The sequence below is a fragment of the Streptomyces sp. cg40 genome (genome assembly GCF_050320165.1).
GTDB classification, from domain to species: domain Bacteria; phylum Actinomycetota; class Actinomycetes; order Streptomycetales; family Streptomycetaceae; genus Streptomyces; species Streptomyces hokutonensis.
Map to the genome: position 1 here is coordinate 952354 of NZ_CP190128.1, position 17352 is coordinate 969705.

Consider the following 17352-nt stretch of genomic DNA (forward strand, 5'->3'; position numbering starts at 1 on the left):
ACTAGGGCGCAATGGCCTGCCGGAGTGCCTGGCGGCAGGCGCGGATGGCCGGGTGAGGGCCGCGTCCGCTGCGTACGGCCGTGAACAGGGAACGGGCGCGATGGCCCTCGGGGAGTTCTCGCAGCGCGACGGCGGGCGGGCGGCCGTTCCAGGCGAGGTCCGGCAACAGGGCTGCGGCATGGCCGAGTTCGGCCAGCCTCAGGTGCAGCACCAGGTCGGCGGACTCGAAACGCACATCGGGTTCGAGGCCCGCGGTGCGGCACAGCGCGGTGGCCCAGTGCCGGGCAGGTGAGCCCTCGGGTTCCATGACCCAGGGGTGGTCGGCCAGCGCCCGGAGCACGTCCATCGGTCCGGTGTCCTGGTCGACGGGTCTCGGGGTGGCCAGGCGCAGCGGGTCCTCGCAGAGGGGCTCCTGCTGGACCAACTCGCCGCCAGCGTCCCGGACTTCAGCTACGAGCTGCGCCGCGGCCTGCATCGCGAGCCGTTCGAGGGGGACCCGGACCAGCCCGTCGTCCGCACCCTGCTCCACCACGCGCGGTCCGTCCTCGGTCACACCCCCGCCGTCCTCGCCGAGCCGTACTGGACCGACTGCGCCCTCCTGGACCGGGCCGGGATCCCCTGTCTGCTCTTCGGGGCCGACGGCGCGGGAGCCCACGAGGCCCTCGAATGGGCCGACATCGCCTCCCTGCACCGACTGACCGACATCCTCACCGACACCGTCACGGACTTCTGTTCCTGACGGCCCCGCGCGGGTGCCGCCGTAGACTGCCGCGCGTCGTGGACATGTTCCGGCCGGGCCGACGAGGATCGAGGTGGCGGTGCGATGAGTACGGTCACCGGCGGTCGGCCCTTCGCGCATCCCGCGCTGTTCTACCGGGGCGAGGACCAGTACACGGCGGGCACGGTGCCGTTCGTCCGGGAGGGTCTGGCGGCCGGGGAGCCCGTAGCGGTCGCCGTTCCCGGCCCCCACCTCGGCCTGATCAGAGCCGAACTCGGGCCGGGCGGCGCCGGGGTGCGGTTCCTGGACATGACCGAGGTCGGCCGCAATCCGGGGCGGATCATCCCGGGTGTGCTGCGGGCCTTCGCCGACGCGCATCCCGGCGGCCGGGTACGGATCGTCGGGGAACCGATCTGGCCCGGTCGCACCGCCGTCGAGTACCCGGCGTGCGTCCAGCACGAGGCACTGATCAACTCCGCTTTCGAGGACCGCGAGTTGACGATCCTGTGCCCCTACGACGCGGACCGCCTGGCACCGGAGGTGCTGGCCGACGCCCGCGCCACCCACCCCCTCGTCATCGACGGAGAGGGTCAACTCCCCACCGACACCTACGATCCCGAGCGGATGATCGCCCGCTACAACGAGCCGCTGGTCCACCCGCCGGGCGCGGCCTCCCTCGTGTTCGACTCGGGCGAGCTCCCCAAGTCCCGCTGGTTCGCGGTCCAGGAGGCCGAGCGGCTGGGCCTGGCGGGCGCACGGTCGCAGGATCTGGCGCTGGCCGTCGCGGAGTTGACCACCAACAGCGTGGTGCACGGGGGCGGTTCGGGGACGCTGCGGATCTGGGCCGAGGGCGAGCGGATCGTCTGCGAGGTCGAGGACCGCGGCCGGCTGACCGACCCGCTGGCCGGCCGCCGCCCGCCGTCACGCGACCTGCCCGGCGGGCGCGGACTCCTCCTGGTCCACTCCGTCGCCGACCTCGTGCGGGTGCATACGGCCCCGGAGGGCACGACGATCCGGATCTATCTCGCGCGTTGACGGTTCAGGCGCGGTCCGGGCCCGCACGGTGGGTCGGTTCACCGCGGGCGTGGATCATGTGGGGAGGAGACCGGTGCGCAGCTTCTTGAGGGTGCGGTTCAGGAGGCGGGAGATGTGCATCTGCGAGAGGTTCAGTTCGCGGCCGATCTCGGCCTGGGTCAGCTCCTGGCCGAAGCGCATCTCGATGATGGTCCGCTCCCGCGCGTCGAGCCGTCGCAGCAGCGGGGCGAGCGTGTGGAGGTCCTCGAACAGTTCCAGGGCCGGGTCGGCGTCGCCCAGGGTGTCCGCGTACTTCGGCGCGCCGTCGGTCTCGTCGTCGCCGCCCGGGGTGTCGATGGAACCGGCGACATAGCCGTTGGCGGCGATGAGTCCCTCGACGACCTCGTCCTCGGTCAGCTCCAGGTGGGCGGCGAGTTCCCTGACCGTGGGGGTGCGGCCCAGCTCGGTGGCGAGGGTCTCCTTGCTCCTGGCGAGGTCGACGCGGAGTTCCTGGAGGCGGCGCGGGACGTGCACGGCCCAGGTGGTGTCGCGGAAGAAGCGCTTGATCTCGCCGACGATGTAGGGGATCGCGAAGGAGGTGAACTCGACCTCGCGGGTCAGGTCGAAGCGGTCGATGGCCTTGATCAGGCCGATCGTGCCGACCTGGATGACGTCCTCCATGTCGCCGCTGCCCCGGTTGCGGAAGCGGCGGGCCGCGAAGGCCACCAGGGACAGGTTCATCTCGATCAGCGTGTTCCGCGCGTACTGGTACTCCTGGGTGCCCTCCTCCAACTCCCGCAGCCGGTCCAGGAAGAGCCGCGACAGCACACGCGCGTCCTTGGGGGCGACCTTGGACCCGTCCTCGATCCACGGCAGTTCGTCCGCTGCCTGCGGTGTTCCCGTGCGGGCAGGGGCAGTTGCGCCGAGGGTGTTCACAGAGGAAGCCACGATGCCGCCTTGGGCCGGGGAACAGGACGAACCCCACGTGCCCGCTCCGGGCGACTTCATGTCCGCGCGGACGGATATTTGTTCCCCGGCCCCTCCCGCCGGAGTCGGCCGGGCACCGGTCACAGGCGGCGCCAGCGTGCCGACGCGAAGGAGAAACCGCCGAAGAGTACGAGCCCGACGGCGACCGCGACCAGCAGCCACGGGCCCGCCGGGGTGTGCGCGAAGGTGCGCAGGGTGGCGTCCATGCCCTTGGCCTGGTGCGGGTCGAAGCGGACGGCCGCGACGAGTACGAAGACGCCCACGCCTGCGAACACGGCACCGCGCGCCGCACCACCGCCCACACCGAGACCGGTGACGACCTGCCGGACCCGGCGGCTCATCCTCCCGGTCTCCAGCCTCCGCAGGAACCGCCGCATCACCGCACGCACCGCGAGGGTCGCGCCGACTCCGATCAGGACGCAGCCGGCGAGACCCACCATGACCTGGCCGCCGGGGAGTTTCAGCGCCGAGGCGGTCCAGTCCCGGGACTTCGCGTCACTGCCGGAGGTGCCACCCGTACCGGCCGCGAAGGACGCCGTACCCCAGCAGACGAAGCCGTAGAAGACGGCCCGGCCCCCGTCCAACAGCCGCGAACCCACCTTGTTCTTCGGGCCCTTGGCCAGCAGCGCCCGGGAACCCCGCCAGACCGCCATGCAGCCGAAGCCGACGACCAGCATCCACAGCATCGCCTTCCCGAAGGGCTGCGCCGCGATCTGCTGCAACGCGCCCTGCCGGTCCGCCTCCCGGCCCCCGTCGCCGAACGCGATCCGCAGGGCGAGGGCGCCGACGAGGACGTAGACGACGCCTCGTGCGACGAATCCGGCGCGCCCGGTGGCGGCCAGCGCCTGCTTTCCCTCGGCCCCGCCCGGCGCGCGGCTCCGGCGGCCGGTGGAACTGCCGTTCCACCGGCCCCACTTGTGCGTAGGTGACGACGTCATGATGCCTTTCCTGGAAACACTGGACGGGCCGATGTAAGGGCGCACGGTAGGTGGCCCGCACTCCCGCGTGCCCCGGTCGGGCGGTTCGATGTCCGTCGGAAGGGGTGGGTGGGTGCCGGCACGGCGGTGACGGTCGGCCCGACCGCCTCCCGGCCGCCGCAGGGCGCGCTTCCGCCCCACCATCGTCTACAGTGCCGTAGACGGTCTACAGATTTGTAGTCATCCAGGGAGCATCATGCGCCGGACCATCCTGGTCGTCGAGGACGATCACGCGCTGCGGGACGTGCTGATGCGCGGGCTGCGGGACGAGGACTTCGACACGGTCCCCGCGTCGGACGGCGCGACCGCCCTGCGGCTGGCCACGGACGACATCTGCGCCGCCGTGCTCGACATCGGGCTGCCCGACGCCGACGGGCGGGACGTGTGCCAGGCGATGCGGGCGAACGGGTTCCGCTCCCCCGTCGTCTTCCTCAGCGCGCACCACCGGCTGCCCGACCGGCTGGCGGGGTTCTCGGCCGGCGGCGACGACTACCTGTCCAAGCCCTTCCATCTCGCCGAGCTCGCCGCGCGGCTGCGGGCCGCCCTCAAGCGGGCCGCGCCGCCGCCCGCCGCCACGGCGGGAGACCTCGTGCTGGACGCCGTCCGGCACACGGTCGACGTCCGGGGCGCGCGGGTGGATCTGACGCCGACCGAGTTCCGGCTGCTGGCCGCGCTCATGGCGGCCCACGGCGGGATCGTCAGCCGCCGCGAACTGGTCCGGGCGGGCTGGCCCGAAGGAGCCCGGGTGCACGACAACACCCTCGACCAGTACCTGACCCGGCTGCGCCGCAAGCTGCGCGAGGCGTGCAGCGGGCGGACGATCGGCACGGCTCGCGGGATCGGGCACCACCTGGCATGAGCGGTGACCTTCGCCGGCGGCACGTGAGCGCCCTCCTGCGCCGTGCGGCGCCCCGCACCCTGCGCGGCCGGCTCTCCCTCGTGGCGCTCGTCACGGCCACGCTGCTGATGCTGGTCCTGACCGTCGCCTTCAACGCCGTGGCCGGCCACCGCCTCCAGCACCAGGCGGACGACGAACTGCGCACCCGTGCCGCCGCCGTCGCGACCACGATCGACACCAGCGGCTCGACGGTGCGTGTCCTGGAGACCTCCCACGACGACCTCCTCGACGCCGACGTGTGGATCTACTCCGGGCGGCGGCTGCTGGAGGCGCCGCCGGCCTCGGGCTCCCTGACCCGGGTCGCCGACGCGCTCGCCGGTCGCGGTGGGCAGCGGTGCGTCACGGCCGACGTCCACGGGCCGCTGCGCCTGTGCTCCCATCCGATCTCCGGCGGCGCCACCGTCGTCACCGCGCTGGACCTCTCCCCGTACCGGAGTTCGGCCGACACCCTGCTCCTGGGATCGCTCGCCCTGGACGCGGTCATGCTCGCCTGCACCTACGTCCTGACCCGGCTGGCGGTGGGCCGCGCCCTGCGTCCCGTGCGCACGATGACCGACCAGGCCGGCCAGTGGAGCGCCGTGGCCTCCGGGGAACGCTTCGGCAGCATGCGGCACCCGGCCGAACTCGCCCGTCTCGGCGCGTCGTTGGACGCCATCCTCGACCGCATCCGCACCCTGCTGCGCCACGAGCGGCAGCTCACCGGGGAACTCTCGCACGAGCTGCGCACGCCCCTGAGCCGGATCATCGCCGAGCTCGACTGGTGGCGGGCCCGCCCCCGCACGGCCGACCAGACCGACGCCAGTCACCGGGTCATCGCGGAGGCCGCAGAGTCCATGCGGACGATCTGCGACACGCTGCTGGCCGACGCCCGCGACGGCACGCTCACCGCTCCAGGCACCGCGCAGATGCTGCCCACGCTGCGACGGCCGGCCGAAGTCCTGTGCGTGCCGGGCGAGTTGACGGTCACCGTCGAGGGCCCGTCCCTGGTGGCAGGCGTGCCGCCCGCCCTCCTCGAACGCATCGTCAGCCCGCTCCTCGCCAACGCCTGCCGCTACGCCCGCTCCACCGTCGCCGTCCGCGTGCACCGCACACCCGACGGCGTGGGCGTCGACATCACCGACGACGGCCCCGGCGTACCGTCCGCATTCACCGCGCTGCTCTTCGAACCCGGCCGCCGCGCGGACCCGGCCGACGGCCACGGCGGCGCGGGCCTCGGCCTACCCCTGGCCCGCCGCCTCGCCCGCTCCGCAGGCGGCGAGGTGACGCACGACCCCGGACACACGCCCGGGGCACGGTTCGTGGTCACACTGCCCGCAGGCTGACCACGTACCAGCCCCCCACCCCGTGCCGACCCGCCCGACATCCTTGGCGAGGCGAGCCTCGTACTGCCCCCGGCCCGGCGTCCCGCCCGCTCCACCGCTGGCGGCGAAGTGACGTTCGACGCCGGGCACACACCCGGGGCACGGTTCGTGGTCAGGCTTCCCGCAGGGTGACCACGAAGCTGCCGCTCATCTCATACCGATGCCGCGCCCTGCCCGACGTCCTTGCGGGAGATCGCCAGGTACCCCACGAAGCCGAGGATGGCCACTGTCCAGGAGAGCGTGACCGGGCCGAGTCCCATGGCGAGGCCGCCTCGGCCGTGGCCGACGGCCATCCAGTCGGCGACGGACGCGCCGAGCGGGCGGGTGATGACGTAGGCCGTCCAGAAGGCGGCCACCGCGTTCAGGCCGCCCCACCGGTGGGCGATTGCCGGGACGGCGATCGCGACGGCGTAGAGGACGGCGGAGCCCAGGTAGCCGAGGCCGATCGTGGCGGTGAGGTCCCCGGCGGCGGTGCCGAGGGCGAAGGTGGCCAACACCGTTGCCCAGTAGAAGAGTTCGCGGCGCCGGGTGTGGATGCTGTGGATGGAGAGGGTGCCTTCGGAGCGGTACCAGAGGGCGAAGACCGCGGCCAGCGCGGCCATGAAGAACGGCGTCGAGACCGCGTACGGCACACCGAGACCGACGTGCAGGACATCGGCGGCCATCGTGCCGAAGACGCTGACCATGACGACCGCGGTCCAGTAGATCCAGGCCACATACCGCCGGACGGCGAACTGCAACGCCAGGGCGCCCACCAGGGCGAGGCCGCCGAGGCCGACGGCGGGGATCGGGCCGAACGCGTGGGCCAGGAAGTCGGAGGCCGTCTCGCCCATTCCGGTCGTCAGCACCTTGATGATCCAGAAGTAGACGGTCACCTCCGGCACCTTGCTCGCCGTGTGTCGTACGTGGCCCGGGGGCCGTCGGTGCGTGAGGTGATCTGTCGTCATGGCAGGCACGATGACATGCTGTGCGGCGCTCGCCCCAGCCCCCTTTGCCAGAGCTTTGGTGCTTCTGGTGCGTGAGTTGGCCGAGGCCCGTACGAGCCTGAACACAACCTGAACGCGACGACCGAAGGCCTGGTCAGCGGCGTGCGGCCGGTGGTACAAGCACCGCCCCGCGCCTCAACCGAAGCCATGCGCAAGGGCAGTTCGTGAGTGCCGACGATCAACGTTTCTTGCGTCGCCCGAAGAGCGCCTGGTAGGACTGTGACGCGCCGTACGTCACATGTTCGATTCTGCGGGGGTTCATGTGGTCGCCACGGCCGTCAGGTCTTCGCCGCGGCGGGGCCCCGGTGCTCCGCGCCCGGCCCGGCGGCGGCTCCCGGTGGTCGCCAGGCGGGCCGCACAGCACGGGCTGGTCCTGGCCGCCGTCGCGGTGACCGTACTGCTGTGCGCGACGGCACTGGCCGCCCTCGCGGCACTCGCGGACAGTTCGGTAGAGGCCGGTGCCGTACGGCGGCTGACCGCCGACCTCGACGCCCAGGTGAACGTCAACGCGTCCTTCCGCGCCGGAGGCATGGCCGCCGCCGACCGCGATGTGCGGGCCGCCGCCGACCGGGTGTTCGCCGGGGTGCCGCAGCGCACGTACGTGGGGCTGCTGGGCACCTCGCCGGTCTCGGTGACGGGCGTCGACGGGGTCGCGGGCCCGCCGCGCACACCCGGCGGCACCGGGCTGCATCCGGTCGCGGTGCAGAACGGGGGCCGGTTCGGGCGGCTGGTCGCCGGGCGGTGGCCCGCCGGTACCGCCGACGCCCCGGCCGGCGCGTTCACCTCACTGCCCGAGGTCAGGGTCTCCACCGGGTCCACCGCCCCGGTCGACACGGCGGTGCCGGACGCGCTGGCGAAACGCCTGGGCATCGGACCCGGCTCCAGTCTCCGCGTGCGGGACGCCTTCGACCGCGCCACGACCCTGCGGATCACCGGCGTCTTCCGGGCGACCGGTGCCGTCGGATTCTGGCCCGCGATGGCCGGCGACCTCGCCGAGGGAGAGACCGCCGACCAGGACCTGCTGGTGGTCTCACCGTCGGCCCTCAACGGCAGCGCCGTCCTGAACGGGCATCTGACGGCCCACTGGAGTGTCCAGCCCGACCTCTCCCGCCTCGACGCGGACGGCCTCGCCGCGCTGCGCGACCGGCTGCGCGCCTTCTCCGGCAGCCGGAGCCAGGTATCGGTGTTCGGCGGGCATCAGCCGTCGCTGGCCGATGTGACGGTGGCCTCCGGACTGCCGGGCGCCATCGACGAGTTGACGGTGCCGACAGTGGCGGCCCGGTCCTCGCTGTACCTGCCCAGCGTGCTGCTGGCCGTCCTCGCCCTGGCCACCCTGGTGCTGGCCGCCCGCGAGCTGACCGTGCGCCGACGCGAGGAGCTGGCACTCCAGCAGGCCAGAGGCGCCGGCACCCCGAGGCTGCTGCGCGGCGCGGCGGCCGAATGGGCGCTCACCGGTGTCCCGGCCGCCGTCGCCGCCCCCTTCCTGGCCGGGCTGCTGCACCCCGGCAGACGGGGCACCGACGCGTGGGCGGCCGTAGGGCTGACCCTGCTGGTGCACGCGGCGGCGGTCCTGCTTCCCGTACTCCCGTCGGCGCGGTCGCGGCCGGGCCGAGGCGCACGGGCCGCCGCCGCACAGCGGCTGGGTGCCGACCTGGCCCTGCTGGCCGTCGCGGCCCTGGGCTATCTGGAGTTGCGGCGGCACCACTCGCTGATCGCCGACATGGGCACCGGCAGCGCCTCCGCCGACCCGGTGCTGGTCCTGGTGCCGACCCTGGTGGCCGGTGCCGCCGCGCTCCTGCTGCTGCGGCTGCTGCCGCTGACCTCTTTGCTGCTGGACGTGTTCGGCCGGCGGAGTCGGGGGCTCGTACTCCCGCTGGCCGGTTGGCAGTTGGGCCGGCGGGCGGCGCGCAACGCGGGCCCGGTGGTGCTGATGTGCCTGGCCATGTCGGTGAGCGCCTTCGCCACCACCGCGCTGGCCTGTCTGGGCGGTCTGGCGTCGGAGCAGGCCGCGTTCACCGTCGGCGCGGACGTGCGGATCACCCCGTCGGCGGACGACGGCTACCCCTCCTCCGTCCTGGGCGCCGCCTATCGCGCGCTGCCCGCGGTGACCGGCGTGGCCCCGGTGACGCGGTCGACGGTGAACCTGCCCGGCGGCGCCACCGAGGATCTCGTCGGCACGGTCGGCGGACCCGCACCCCGCACCCCGGCACCGGTCGTCCCCGGCATACCGCTCCCCGGGCGTCCGACCGCGCTGCTGCTGGACGAGCGGCTGAGCAGCGACGGAAACCGCGTGGCACCGAGCCTGGAGCTGACCGTGCAGGACGCGTCCGGCCTGGTCAGCGTCGTGACCGCCCGGCTGCCCACCGCCGACGGAGCCAGACACACCGTCGCGATCCCCCTCGGCGTGGCCCTGAGCGGCGGCCACCCCCGGGCGTATCCGCTGACGGTGACCGCCGTCAACGTCCTGCCCCAGCCGAACACCCGTCCCGCGCGCCTGGACCTGGAGCTGATCCGGGTCGGCGCGCGCGACACCACGGACAGCTGGGTCACCCGGCTCCCCGGCGGGCAGCTCTGGGCCGACGGCACGGACCACGCCGCCGACTCCACCGAGGGCGCCTGCAAAGGGCAGTTGACCGACAGCTACGAACCCGGCACCTCCGGTGTGTGCTCGATCGCTCCCGGCAGCAGCAACGTGCTCCGGACCGTCATCAGCACCGGCATGCGGCCCTCCCGGGCGACCTCGGACGCCTTCGGCGGTCTGTCCGACAGCGACTACGACACCCAGGCCGGCAGCCAGGTGCGGCTGGTGGCGGGTCCGGCGGGCGGTCCGGCGCCGCTTCCGGTGCGCGCCGACGCCACGACGCTGCGCCAGGCACGGCTGAGCGTGGGCGGCACGAGCACCCTGGACCTGGGCGAGGGCCGTATCACCGCCCGGATCGTGGGCAGGGTCGACTCGCTGCCCGGACTGGGCCGCGGCCAGGGGCATCTGATCGCCGATCAGCGGCAGCTCGCCTCCGCGATGACACAGGCCGGCGTGGACCAGGAGGATCCCGCGTTCTGGTGGCTCGGCAGCACCGACAGCGCGCGTACGGCCGCGGCCGTGGAGGCGCAGCCCGCGCTGGGCCGGGTCACCACCACCGCGCGTACCGCCGCGTCCCTCCAGGCGGATCCGTTCCGCGAGGGGCTGCGCAGGACACTGGAACTGGTCCGCTATCTCGCCCCCGGTTTCGCGGTCGTCGCCTTCACCGTGCACGCGGTGGTCTCCACCCGGCGGCGGCGCAAGGAGTTCGCGTTGCTCCGGGCGATCGGCGTCCGCGCCAAGAGCCTGTCCGCGCTGCTGGGCGCCGAGCAGCTGAGTCTGGCGCTGTTCGCGGTGGTCCCGGGGGCGCTGATGGGCATGGCGCTGGCTACGGCCGTACTGCCGCTCGTCACCGTGGACGACAGCGGACAGGCCCCCTATCCGCCGCTCCCGCAGATCATCCCCTGGGGCACCGTGGCCCTGACCGCGCTGGCGACCGCGCTCGCCATCAGCGCGGTCGTCCTGGCACTGGCCCGACTGCTGTCCCGGGTGGACCTGGTGCGTGTGCTGCGAGCGGGGGAGGACCGTTGAGCCGTACGGCCGGAAACGGGTCGGTGACGCGCCGCCTGATCCGCAGGGAGACCCGGGGCGACCTGCCCCTGCTGGCCTGCCTCGCCGCGCTGGTCCTGGCACTGACGGCACTGTGCGCCTGGGCCCCCGCCTTCGCGGGCGGCCAGGAGGACCGGGCACTACGGCAGCGGGTCGACGCGGCGCAGTCCCAGGCGCCGCTGATCAGCCTGAGCACGACTCCGGAGGTTTTCGACACCCAGCCGCCCGCCGTGGACATGGCCACCCTGCTCGGCGCCGGCCGCACCCTCTCCAAGCAGCTCGGCGGCGGGGCCGCCCGGCACATGTCCTTCACCGGCGGCGGCAGCTACGACTACGACCAGGCGTCCCTGCTCTCACCGCGACCACCCGGACCGGCGAACACCAGCACCCAGCTGACGGTCAGCTATCTGCCGTCCGCGCGGGCCCATCTGCGTTACGTCAGCGGCCACGCGCCGGCCGACCGCACACCGTCGGCCACCGCGCCCCAGATCGCGCTGTCGCAGACCACCGCGCGGGTGCTGGGTGTCCGGGTAGGCAGCCGACTGACACTTGAGTTCGCCAAGACGCCCGGGGTGCAGAACGCCCCGCCCCAGGCGCAGTTGGTGGTCAGCGGGGTCTACCGCACCACGGCCGCGACCGACGGTTTCTGGACCGGCCGGGAGACCCTGGACCAGCCCTCGCGCCACCCTCAGGAGCGCTCCGCGGGCACCGTGCTCGCCGTCCGCGGCCTCGTCGGTCTCGACGCCGCCGATCTGCTGGCCGGCGCCGGAGTGGGCGGCCCGCGCGTGACCTGGCAGTTGCGCGCCGACCTGTCCGGGGCCTCGCTCGACCGGGCCCGCGCCCTGACCGGGCCGCTGTCCCAGTACAGCGTGGACCTGAGTGCCGCCCTGTGCCAGGGAGTCGACCCGATCACCAACGACATCGCCTGCCAGGTCGACGGCCAGACCACCGGCCCCCTGCTGCTGACCGACTTCCTGACGCCGATGCTCGCCACGTTCACCGCGCAGGACCAACAGGCCCGATCCCTCGCGACGTTCGCGGTCGACGCGCTGGCCGCGGTCGTGCTGGCCACCACGGCCGTCGCGGTACGACTGCTGCTGCGCCGACGGCAGGCACACCTGCGGTTGCAGCGGGCACGGGGCGCGTCCAGCGCGCGGCTCGTACTGCTGCGCTGCGCCGTGGCCTGGCCGGTGGTGGTGACCGCCGCCCTGCTCGGCTGGACGGCTGGACAGGCCCTCGCCCCCACCGGCACCTCCGGATCGCCGCAACCGGTGCCCGCCGCCTGTGCCACCGCCGTGGTGGCTCTGACCGTGCCGCTGATGACCTGGCTCGCGGTCCGCGAGCCGCGCAGGCCCGGCCGGCTGCGGCGCTCGCGCCGGAGGACGGTCGTCGGCCGCCGCCTGGTCCTGGAGTCGACGGTGCTGCTCGCGGCGGCGGCCGGTGTGGTCGCGCTGCGCTCGCAGGGCCCCGACGGCATCCTGGGCGCGGTGCCGGTGCTGGTGGCGCTGGCCGTCGTACTGCTCCTGCTGCGGATCTCTCCGCTCGTCCTGCGCCTGGTGCTGCGGCAGGCGCGGCGCGGTCGGGGAACGGTGGGTTTCGTCGGAGCGGCCCGGGCCGCGCATGACGCCCCGGCGACCGGACTGGCCCTGTTCGTCCTGGTGTTGACGCTGGGGACGGCCGTGTTCGGCGGCCTGGTGCACCGTACGATCGACGACGGTCTGACCACCGGAGCGGCCTGGACCACCGGCTCCGACGCGAGCGCGACCGTGTCCGGGACCGTGGCCTCCACCGGGGCCGCCACGACCGGTATACGGACCGCCGTCCAGCGGCTGCGCGTTCTCGACCTGGCGGGACAGGCCGACGGCGCGGCGATCCCGCAGGTCGCCGTGGTCACCGTGGATCCGCGCCGACTGGCCGCCGTCGCTCCGAAGTCACCGCTCGCCGAAGCCCTGTCGGCGGGGACCCGGGCCGACGCGAGCACTCCGCTGCCGTCCTTCCTCTCCCCCGGGCTGCGGGCGAGGGAGCGCACCGGCGGCTTCACCACCACGGTGGTGAACCCGGGGCGGCCTCCGGTGGACCTGACTCTCAAGCCGGTCGGCACCCTCACCGACGCCCAACTCGACGACCCACTCCTCGGGCCGGTCACGGCACTGATCCCCGCCGGGACGCCGCTGCTGATCACCACCGCCGACGCCGACCGTCTGCTGCCCCAACAAGCCTCGGGAAGCACGGTGTTGCTCCTCAAGGGCGACACTCCCGCCGGCACCGAGCCCGCCGCACTGCGGTCGGCGGCGGCCAGGGCGCTCGGTCCGCTGGCCCGGATCCGCGTCCGCTCCGAGACGCTGGACAGCCTGCGCGCGGACGGTCTGACGCGAGGGCTCGGCACGATCTACTCCGTCACCTCGCTCCTCGCCGCGCTGACGGGTCTGCTCGCGCTCGCCCTGGAACTCACCCTGACCTCCGGCGAACGCGGCCGCACCACCTCGTTCCTGCGCACGCTCGGCCTCGGCGGCAGGGAAGCCGGGGCACTGCACTTCCTGCAACTGCTCCCGCTGGCGGTGGCCTCGGCGGCGGGCGGCACCCTGCTCGGGCTGCTCGAACCACGGCTCATGGCAGGGACGTTGGACCTGCGGCAGTTCACCGGCGGCCCCGCCCAGCCGGCGCTGCGGACCGACTACTCACTGACCCTGGCCCTCGTCGCCGGCGTGACCGCGCTGATCCTGATCGCGGCGGCCACCGAGACGGTCCTCGCCCGCCGACGCCGGTTGGGCGCGGTACTGCGGCTCACGTGAACGCCCGCTAAATCCCGTCCTCGGCCTCGGACTTCGCACGCCGTGCGGCCTCGTCCGGCCAGACGCCGATGTGGTCGCTCTCCAGGGCGAGCCGCACCCGCTTGCGCATGTGGAGGCGTTCGGTGAACTCGCCGGGCAATTGGAGTCGGCCGCTCGCGTCCAGGACCGCGTACTCCTCGGCGGTGAGCACGTCGACGCCGTCCTCGCCGGTGGCGACCCGGCGCAACACCTCGGTCGAGGTACGGCCGTTGCGGATCAGTACGGTGCGCTGGACCTGCTCGGACACGAGCGCGTCGTGGGTGACCACGATCACGGTGACGCCCAGCTCCTCGTTGGCCCGGCGCAGTGCGGCGAAGACCTCGTCGCTGGTCGCGGTGTCGAGTTCGCCGGTGGGTTCGTCGGCGAACAGCACCCGGGGCTCGTTGGCGTTGGCGACGGCCACGGCGACCCGCTGCTGCTCACCTCCGGAGAGGGTGTCGGGGGTGCGGTCCCGGCAGTGGCCCACGGACAGCAGGTCGAGCAACTCCTCGGCGCGGGCTCGCCGTTGGGAACGCTTGACCCCGGTGTACGTCATCGGAAGCATCACGTTCTCGGCCGCCGAGAGGTAGGGCAGCAGATTGCGGGAGGTCTGCTGCCAGACGAAACCCACAGTGGTACGGCGGTAGTTGAGCCGGTCGCGGCGCTTCATGGCCAGCAGGTCGTGTCCGGCGACCTCGGCGGCACCGGCGGTCGGCACGTCCTGGCCGGAGAGGATGCCCAGCAGGGTGGACTTGCCGGAGCCGGAGGCACCGATCACCGCGATCATCTCGCCCTCGGCCACGGCCAGGTCGAGTCCCTGGAGGGCCTGCACCTCGACGCCCTCGGTCTGGTAGATCCGCACCAGGTTCTCGCAGACCACCAGGCCCTCTTCGCGGCGCGGGGCTGCGGCCGCGGTGGCCCGCCGCCGCAGCTCGTCCAAGTCCGGTGCCACGGTGCGCTGTTGAGGAACTGCCACGCGGTCTCCCGGGAGTTGAGGTCTGGCGCTGACGCGGTGGGACTGCGGCCAGGCTAATGCGGATCACCGCGCGGAGTGCACGGCGGAGGTGCCGTCAGGCGTCCTCGACGATGCGGCCGTCGCGGAGTTCGAGTACGCGGTCGGCCAGCGCGAGGAGTTGGGTGTCGTGGGTCGCGACGAGGGCGGTGACGGACTCGCTGCGGACGACGGCACGCAGCAGGTCCATCACGGTGAGACCGGTGTCGGCGTCGAGCTGGCCGGTGGGTTCGTCGGCGACGATCAGGGCCGGGTTGTTGGCGAGCGCGCGGGCGATGGCGACGCGCTGCTGCTGGCCGCCGGACAGTTCGCCGGGACGCTGGTCGGCATGCTCGGAGAGCCCGACGAGGGAGAGCAGCAGGCCGACGCGGGCCTCGCGCTCGCGGGCCGGGACCTTCCGCAGCCGCAGCGGGACCCCGACGTTCTCGGCCGCGGTGAGAATCGGGATGAGCCCGAAGGACTGGAAGACGAAGCCGATACGGTCCCTGCGCAGCGCCAGCAGCTCGTCCTCGCCGAGGCCGGCCAGGTCGGTGCCGTCCAGGGTGATGCGGCCGCCGTCGGGAGTGTCGAGACCGCCGACCAGGTTGAGCACGGTGGTCTTCCCGGAGCCCGATCGGCCTCTCAGGGCGACGAGTTCACCGCGCGGCACGCTGAAGGAGACACCGCGCAGGGCGTGCACGGCGGTGTCACCGCTGCCGTAGGTCCGCCGCAGGTCCTCGACCACCACCATGTCGCCCATGTTTCCCCTCACCCCGCCGACAGCCGCACCGTAGGGTACGCCGGACCCGACAGGCGATGACGCGCGGAAGGGGACCCGCGGACAATGCCGCCGGTCCCCTTTTCCACATCGGTGGCACGGAAATTGTTTCCACGTGCCGAAAAACAGTGCTACCAGCGATACCAGCGGCCGCTCCCGCCCTTCGGACGGGCCACGAAGCCGACGAGCCAGAGCACCAGGACAATGATCGCGACCCACCAGAGAATCTTCAGCGCGAAACCCGCACCGAAGAGAATCAGGGCCAGCAGAAGAACAAGAAGCAGGGGAATCATAGTTTTCAACCTCCGATCCTCCGTGTGCCCGCCCATTCCCCGTTCACGCCCACGGATTTCCCACGCGGTGTCCGTGTCCGCCTCGCATGTCACATCCGGGCCGCTCACGCGGTCTATGTGGTGACGGACAACGAAGCAGAGGGAATCATGCGTGAGATTGTGATCGTCGGCGGTGGCTACGCGGGCTTCTACACCGCATGGGGCCTGGAGAAGAAGCTGCGTCGGGGCGAGGCGAAGGTCACGGTCGTGGACCCGCGCCCGTACATGACCTACCAGCCCTTCCTGCCGGAGGTGGCGGCAGGTTCGGTGGAGGCGCGGCACGCCGTCGTCTCCCTGCGGCGGCACCTGCACCGTACCCGGCTGATCGCGGGGACCGTGACCGCGATCCGGTCGGCGGACCGCACGGTGACCGTCCGCCCGGTGCGCGGCAACTCCTACGCGCTGCGCTACGACACCCTCGTGGTCACCGCCGGCGCCGTGACCCGCACCTTCCCCATCCCCGGACTGGCCCAGCAGGCGATCGGTCTCAAGCACGTCGAGGAGGCCGTGGCGGTCCGGGACCGGCTGATGACCGGCTTCGACCAGGCCGCGTCGCTGCCGCCCGGCCCCGAGCGGCGCAAGCTGCTCACCGTCACGTTCGTGGGCGGCGGGTTCTCCGGCGTCGAGGGCTTCGGCGAACTCCTCTCGCTGGCGACCGCGATGCTCCGGTCCTATCCGGAACTGACCGCCCAGGACCTGTCCTTCCACCTGGTCGAGGCCCGCGGCCGCATCCTGCCCGAGGTGAGCGACAAACCCGGCGCCTGGGTGGTGCGCCACCTCGAAGGCCGGGGCGCGCACGTCCACCTCAACACCCGGCTGCTGTCCGCCGAGGACGGCCACGTCGTCCTCTCCGACGGACAGGAGTACGACTCCACGCTGATCGTCTGGACCGCGGGCAACGCCTCGAACCCGGTCGTGCACAACCACACGGACCTGCCCCTCGACGAGCGCGGCCTGCTGCAGGTGAGCGCCGATCTGCGGGTGGGCACGGACAGCGGGCCGCTGCCCGACGTGTGGGCGGCGGGCGACGACGCGGCCGTTCCCGACCTGGCCTCGCCCCTCCCGGGCGCGCGCACGGTGCCCAACGCCCAGCACGCCGTACGCCAGGGCCGGCTCCTCGCCAGGAACCTCGTGGCCGACCTGCGCGGCAAGCCCCTCCGCACCTACCGCCACAGCAGCCTCGGCGTGGTGGCGACCCTCGGCCTCGGCCGGGGAATCTTCCAGTACAGGCGCATCGTCGTCACAGGATTCTGGGCATGGTTGATGCACCGGGGCTACCACATGCTGGCGGTACCCAGCTGGGAGCGGAAGATCCGCGTCCTGGCGGTCTGGCTCACCGCCGCCGTGACGGGCCGGGACCTCGTGTCCCTCGCGTCCGTGCAGCATCCCCGGGACGCCTTCGTCACGGGCGGGCACACACAGGGACAGGATGCCGGCCGTACGAAGGAAGACAGCACGGCATGACCACGCGGGGTTCTCGATTCCACCGGGGGTACGCCATGACCGCACGCGAGGAGGCCGCCCGCGGCCTGACCGACATCGAGGGCTTCCTCTACCGGGAGGCCCACATGGGGGCGACGCGCCGCCGCCTGGCGGACCTCACCGCGCGCGTGGGGGGCCTCACTCCCGAGCAGCAGCGGGACATCGGGACGTGGTACACCGACGAGCAGCGACACGTCGCCCGTATGGTCACCGACCACATCGCCGAACAGGTCGCCGCGCTGGAGGCACGGCATCAGGCCCGGATCCGGCACTGGCTGCGGGGCACACTCGCCGCCATGGTCCTGGTCACCCTGGCGATGACCGCCTGCGTCGTGGTGATACTCGGCTCGTCGCGCTGACGTCCGTGAAGAAACGCTGACGTCCGTGAGG

General features: G+C 73.0%; 15 protein-coding genes. 8 read left to right on the top strand and 7 right to left on the bottom strand.

The window, feature by feature from the left end:
• Position 1: 1 nt before the first annotated feature.
• Entirely contained in the window at positions 2 to 424 is a 423-nt protein-coding gene (locus ACQHII_RS04145) for a LysR substrate-binding domain-containing protein (protein WP_427917906.1), read from the bottom strand.
• Here ACQHII_RS04145 and ACQHII_RS04150 point away from each other — a divergent pair.
• Positions 317 to 739, top strand: coding sequence for a M20/M25/M40 family metallo-hydrolase (locus ACQHII_RS04150; protein ID WP_427917907.1), 423 nt, complete (start codon positions 317 to 319; stop codon positions 737 to 739). The two genes, ACQHII_RS04145 and ACQHII_RS04150, sit on opposite strands and share 108 nt — an antisense overlap.
• Before the next feature lie 84 nt (positions 740 to 823).
• Positions 824 to 1753, top strand: a complete 930-nt coding sequence (locus ACQHII_RS04155) for an anti-sigma factor RsbA family regulatory protein (protein ID WP_427917908.1) — start codon at positions 824 to 826, stop codon at positions 1751 to 1753.
• A 54-nt stretch (positions 1754 to 1807) separates the two neighbouring features.
• On the opposite strand, the gene ACQHII_RS04160 is transcribed toward ACQHII_RS04155, so the two are convergent.
• Together ACQHII_RS04160 and ACQHII_RS04165 are read right to left on the bottom strand one after the other, a co-directional pair.
• Positions 1808 to 2683 carry an RNA polymerase sigma factor SigF gene (locus tag ACQHII_RS04160; protein ID WP_427925224.1) on the bottom strand — a complete coding sequence of 292 codons (876 nt, stop codon included), beginning with the start codon at positions 2681 to 2683 and terminating at the stop codon, positions 1808 to 1810.
• Between the two features lie 116 nt (positions 2684 to 2799).
• Positions 2800 to 3657, bottom strand: a complete 858-nt coding sequence (locus tag ACQHII_RS04165) for a DUF1206 domain-containing protein (protein ID WP_427917909.1) — start codon at positions 3655 to 3657, stop codon at positions 2800 to 2802.
• Between the two features lie 235 nt (positions 3658 to 3892).
• Between ACQHII_RS04165 and ACQHII_RS04170 the strand changes: the two genes are divergently transcribed.
• Both ACQHII_RS04170 and ACQHII_RS04175 read left to right on the top strand, forming a co-directional pair.
• Entirely contained in the window at positions 3893 to 4555 is a 663-nt protein-coding gene (locus ACQHII_RS04170) for a response regulator transcription factor (protein ID WP_427917910.1), read from the top strand.
• Complete coding sequence (locus tag ACQHII_RS04175) at positions 4552 to 5916, top strand: sensor histidine kinase (RefSeq protein ID WP_427917911.1); 1365 nt, start codon at positions 4552 to 4554, stop codon at positions 5914 to 5916. The genes ACQHII_RS04170 and ACQHII_RS04175 overlap by 4 nt, the downstream gene beginning before the upstream one ends.
• A gap of 191 nt (positions 5917 to 6107) precedes the next feature.
• On the opposite strand, the gene ACQHII_RS04180 is transcribed toward ACQHII_RS04175, so the two are convergent.
• Positions 6108 to 6902, bottom strand: coding sequence for a hypothetical protein (locus ACQHII_RS04180; RefSeq protein WP_427917912.1), 795 nt, complete (start codon positions 6900 to 6902; stop codon positions 6108 to 6110).
• A gap of 277 nt (positions 6903 to 7179) precedes the next feature.
• Between ACQHII_RS04180 and ACQHII_RS04185 the strand changes: the two genes are divergently transcribed.
• Positions 7180 to 10551, top strand: coding sequence for an FtsX-like permease family protein (locus ACQHII_RS04185; RefSeq protein WP_427917913.1), 3372 nt, complete (start codon positions 7180 to 7182; stop codon positions 10549 to 10551).
• Positions 10548 to 13361, top strand: coding sequence for a hypothetical protein (locus tag ACQHII_RS04190; RefSeq protein WP_427917914.1), 2814 nt, complete (start codon positions 10548 to 10550; stop codon positions 13359 to 13361). The genes ACQHII_RS04185 and ACQHII_RS04190 overlap by 4 nt, the downstream gene beginning before the upstream one ends.
• Positions 13362 to 13368: 7 nt before the next feature.
• Here ACQHII_RS04190 and ACQHII_RS04195 read toward each other — a convergent pair whose 3' ends face one another.
• The 3 genes from ACQHII_RS04195 to ACQHII_RS04205 form a co-directional block, all read right to left on the bottom strand.
• A complete protein-coding gene (locus tag ACQHII_RS04195; RefSeq protein WP_427917915.1) occupies positions 13369 to 14355 on the bottom strand; it encodes an ABC transporter ATP-binding protein in 987 nt (328 codons plus the stop codon).
• Between the two features lie 94 nt (positions 14356 to 14449).
• Positions 14450 to 15130: an ABC transporter ATP-binding protein gene (locus ACQHII_RS04200; protein ID WP_427917916.1), complete on the bottom strand. Its 681-nt coding sequence runs from the start codon at positions 15128 to 15130 to the stop codon at positions 14450 to 14452.
• Between the two features lie 149 nt (positions 15131 to 15279).
• Complete coding sequence (locus ACQHII_RS04205; RefSeq protein WP_026178601.1) at positions 15280 to 15441, bottom strand: hypothetical protein; 162 nt, start codon at positions 15439 to 15441, stop codon at positions 15280 to 15282.
• A 147-nt stretch (positions 15442 to 15588) separates the two neighbouring features.
• On the opposite strand from ACQHII_RS04205, the gene ACQHII_RS04210 reads away from it, so the two are divergent.
• Both ACQHII_RS04210 and ACQHII_RS04215 read left to right on the top strand, forming a co-directional pair.
• A complete protein-coding gene (locus ACQHII_RS04210; protein ID WP_427917305.1) occupies positions 15589 to 16944 on the top strand; it encodes an NAD(P)/FAD-dependent oxidoreductase in 1356 nt (451 codons plus the stop codon).
• A 35-nt stretch (positions 16945 to 16979) separates the two neighbouring features.
• Entirely contained in the window at positions 16980 to 17321 is a 342-nt protein-coding gene (locus ACQHII_RS04215; RefSeq protein WP_427917917.1) for a hypothetical protein, read from the top strand.
• The last annotated feature ends 31 nt before the right edge of the window (positions 17322 to 17352 follow it).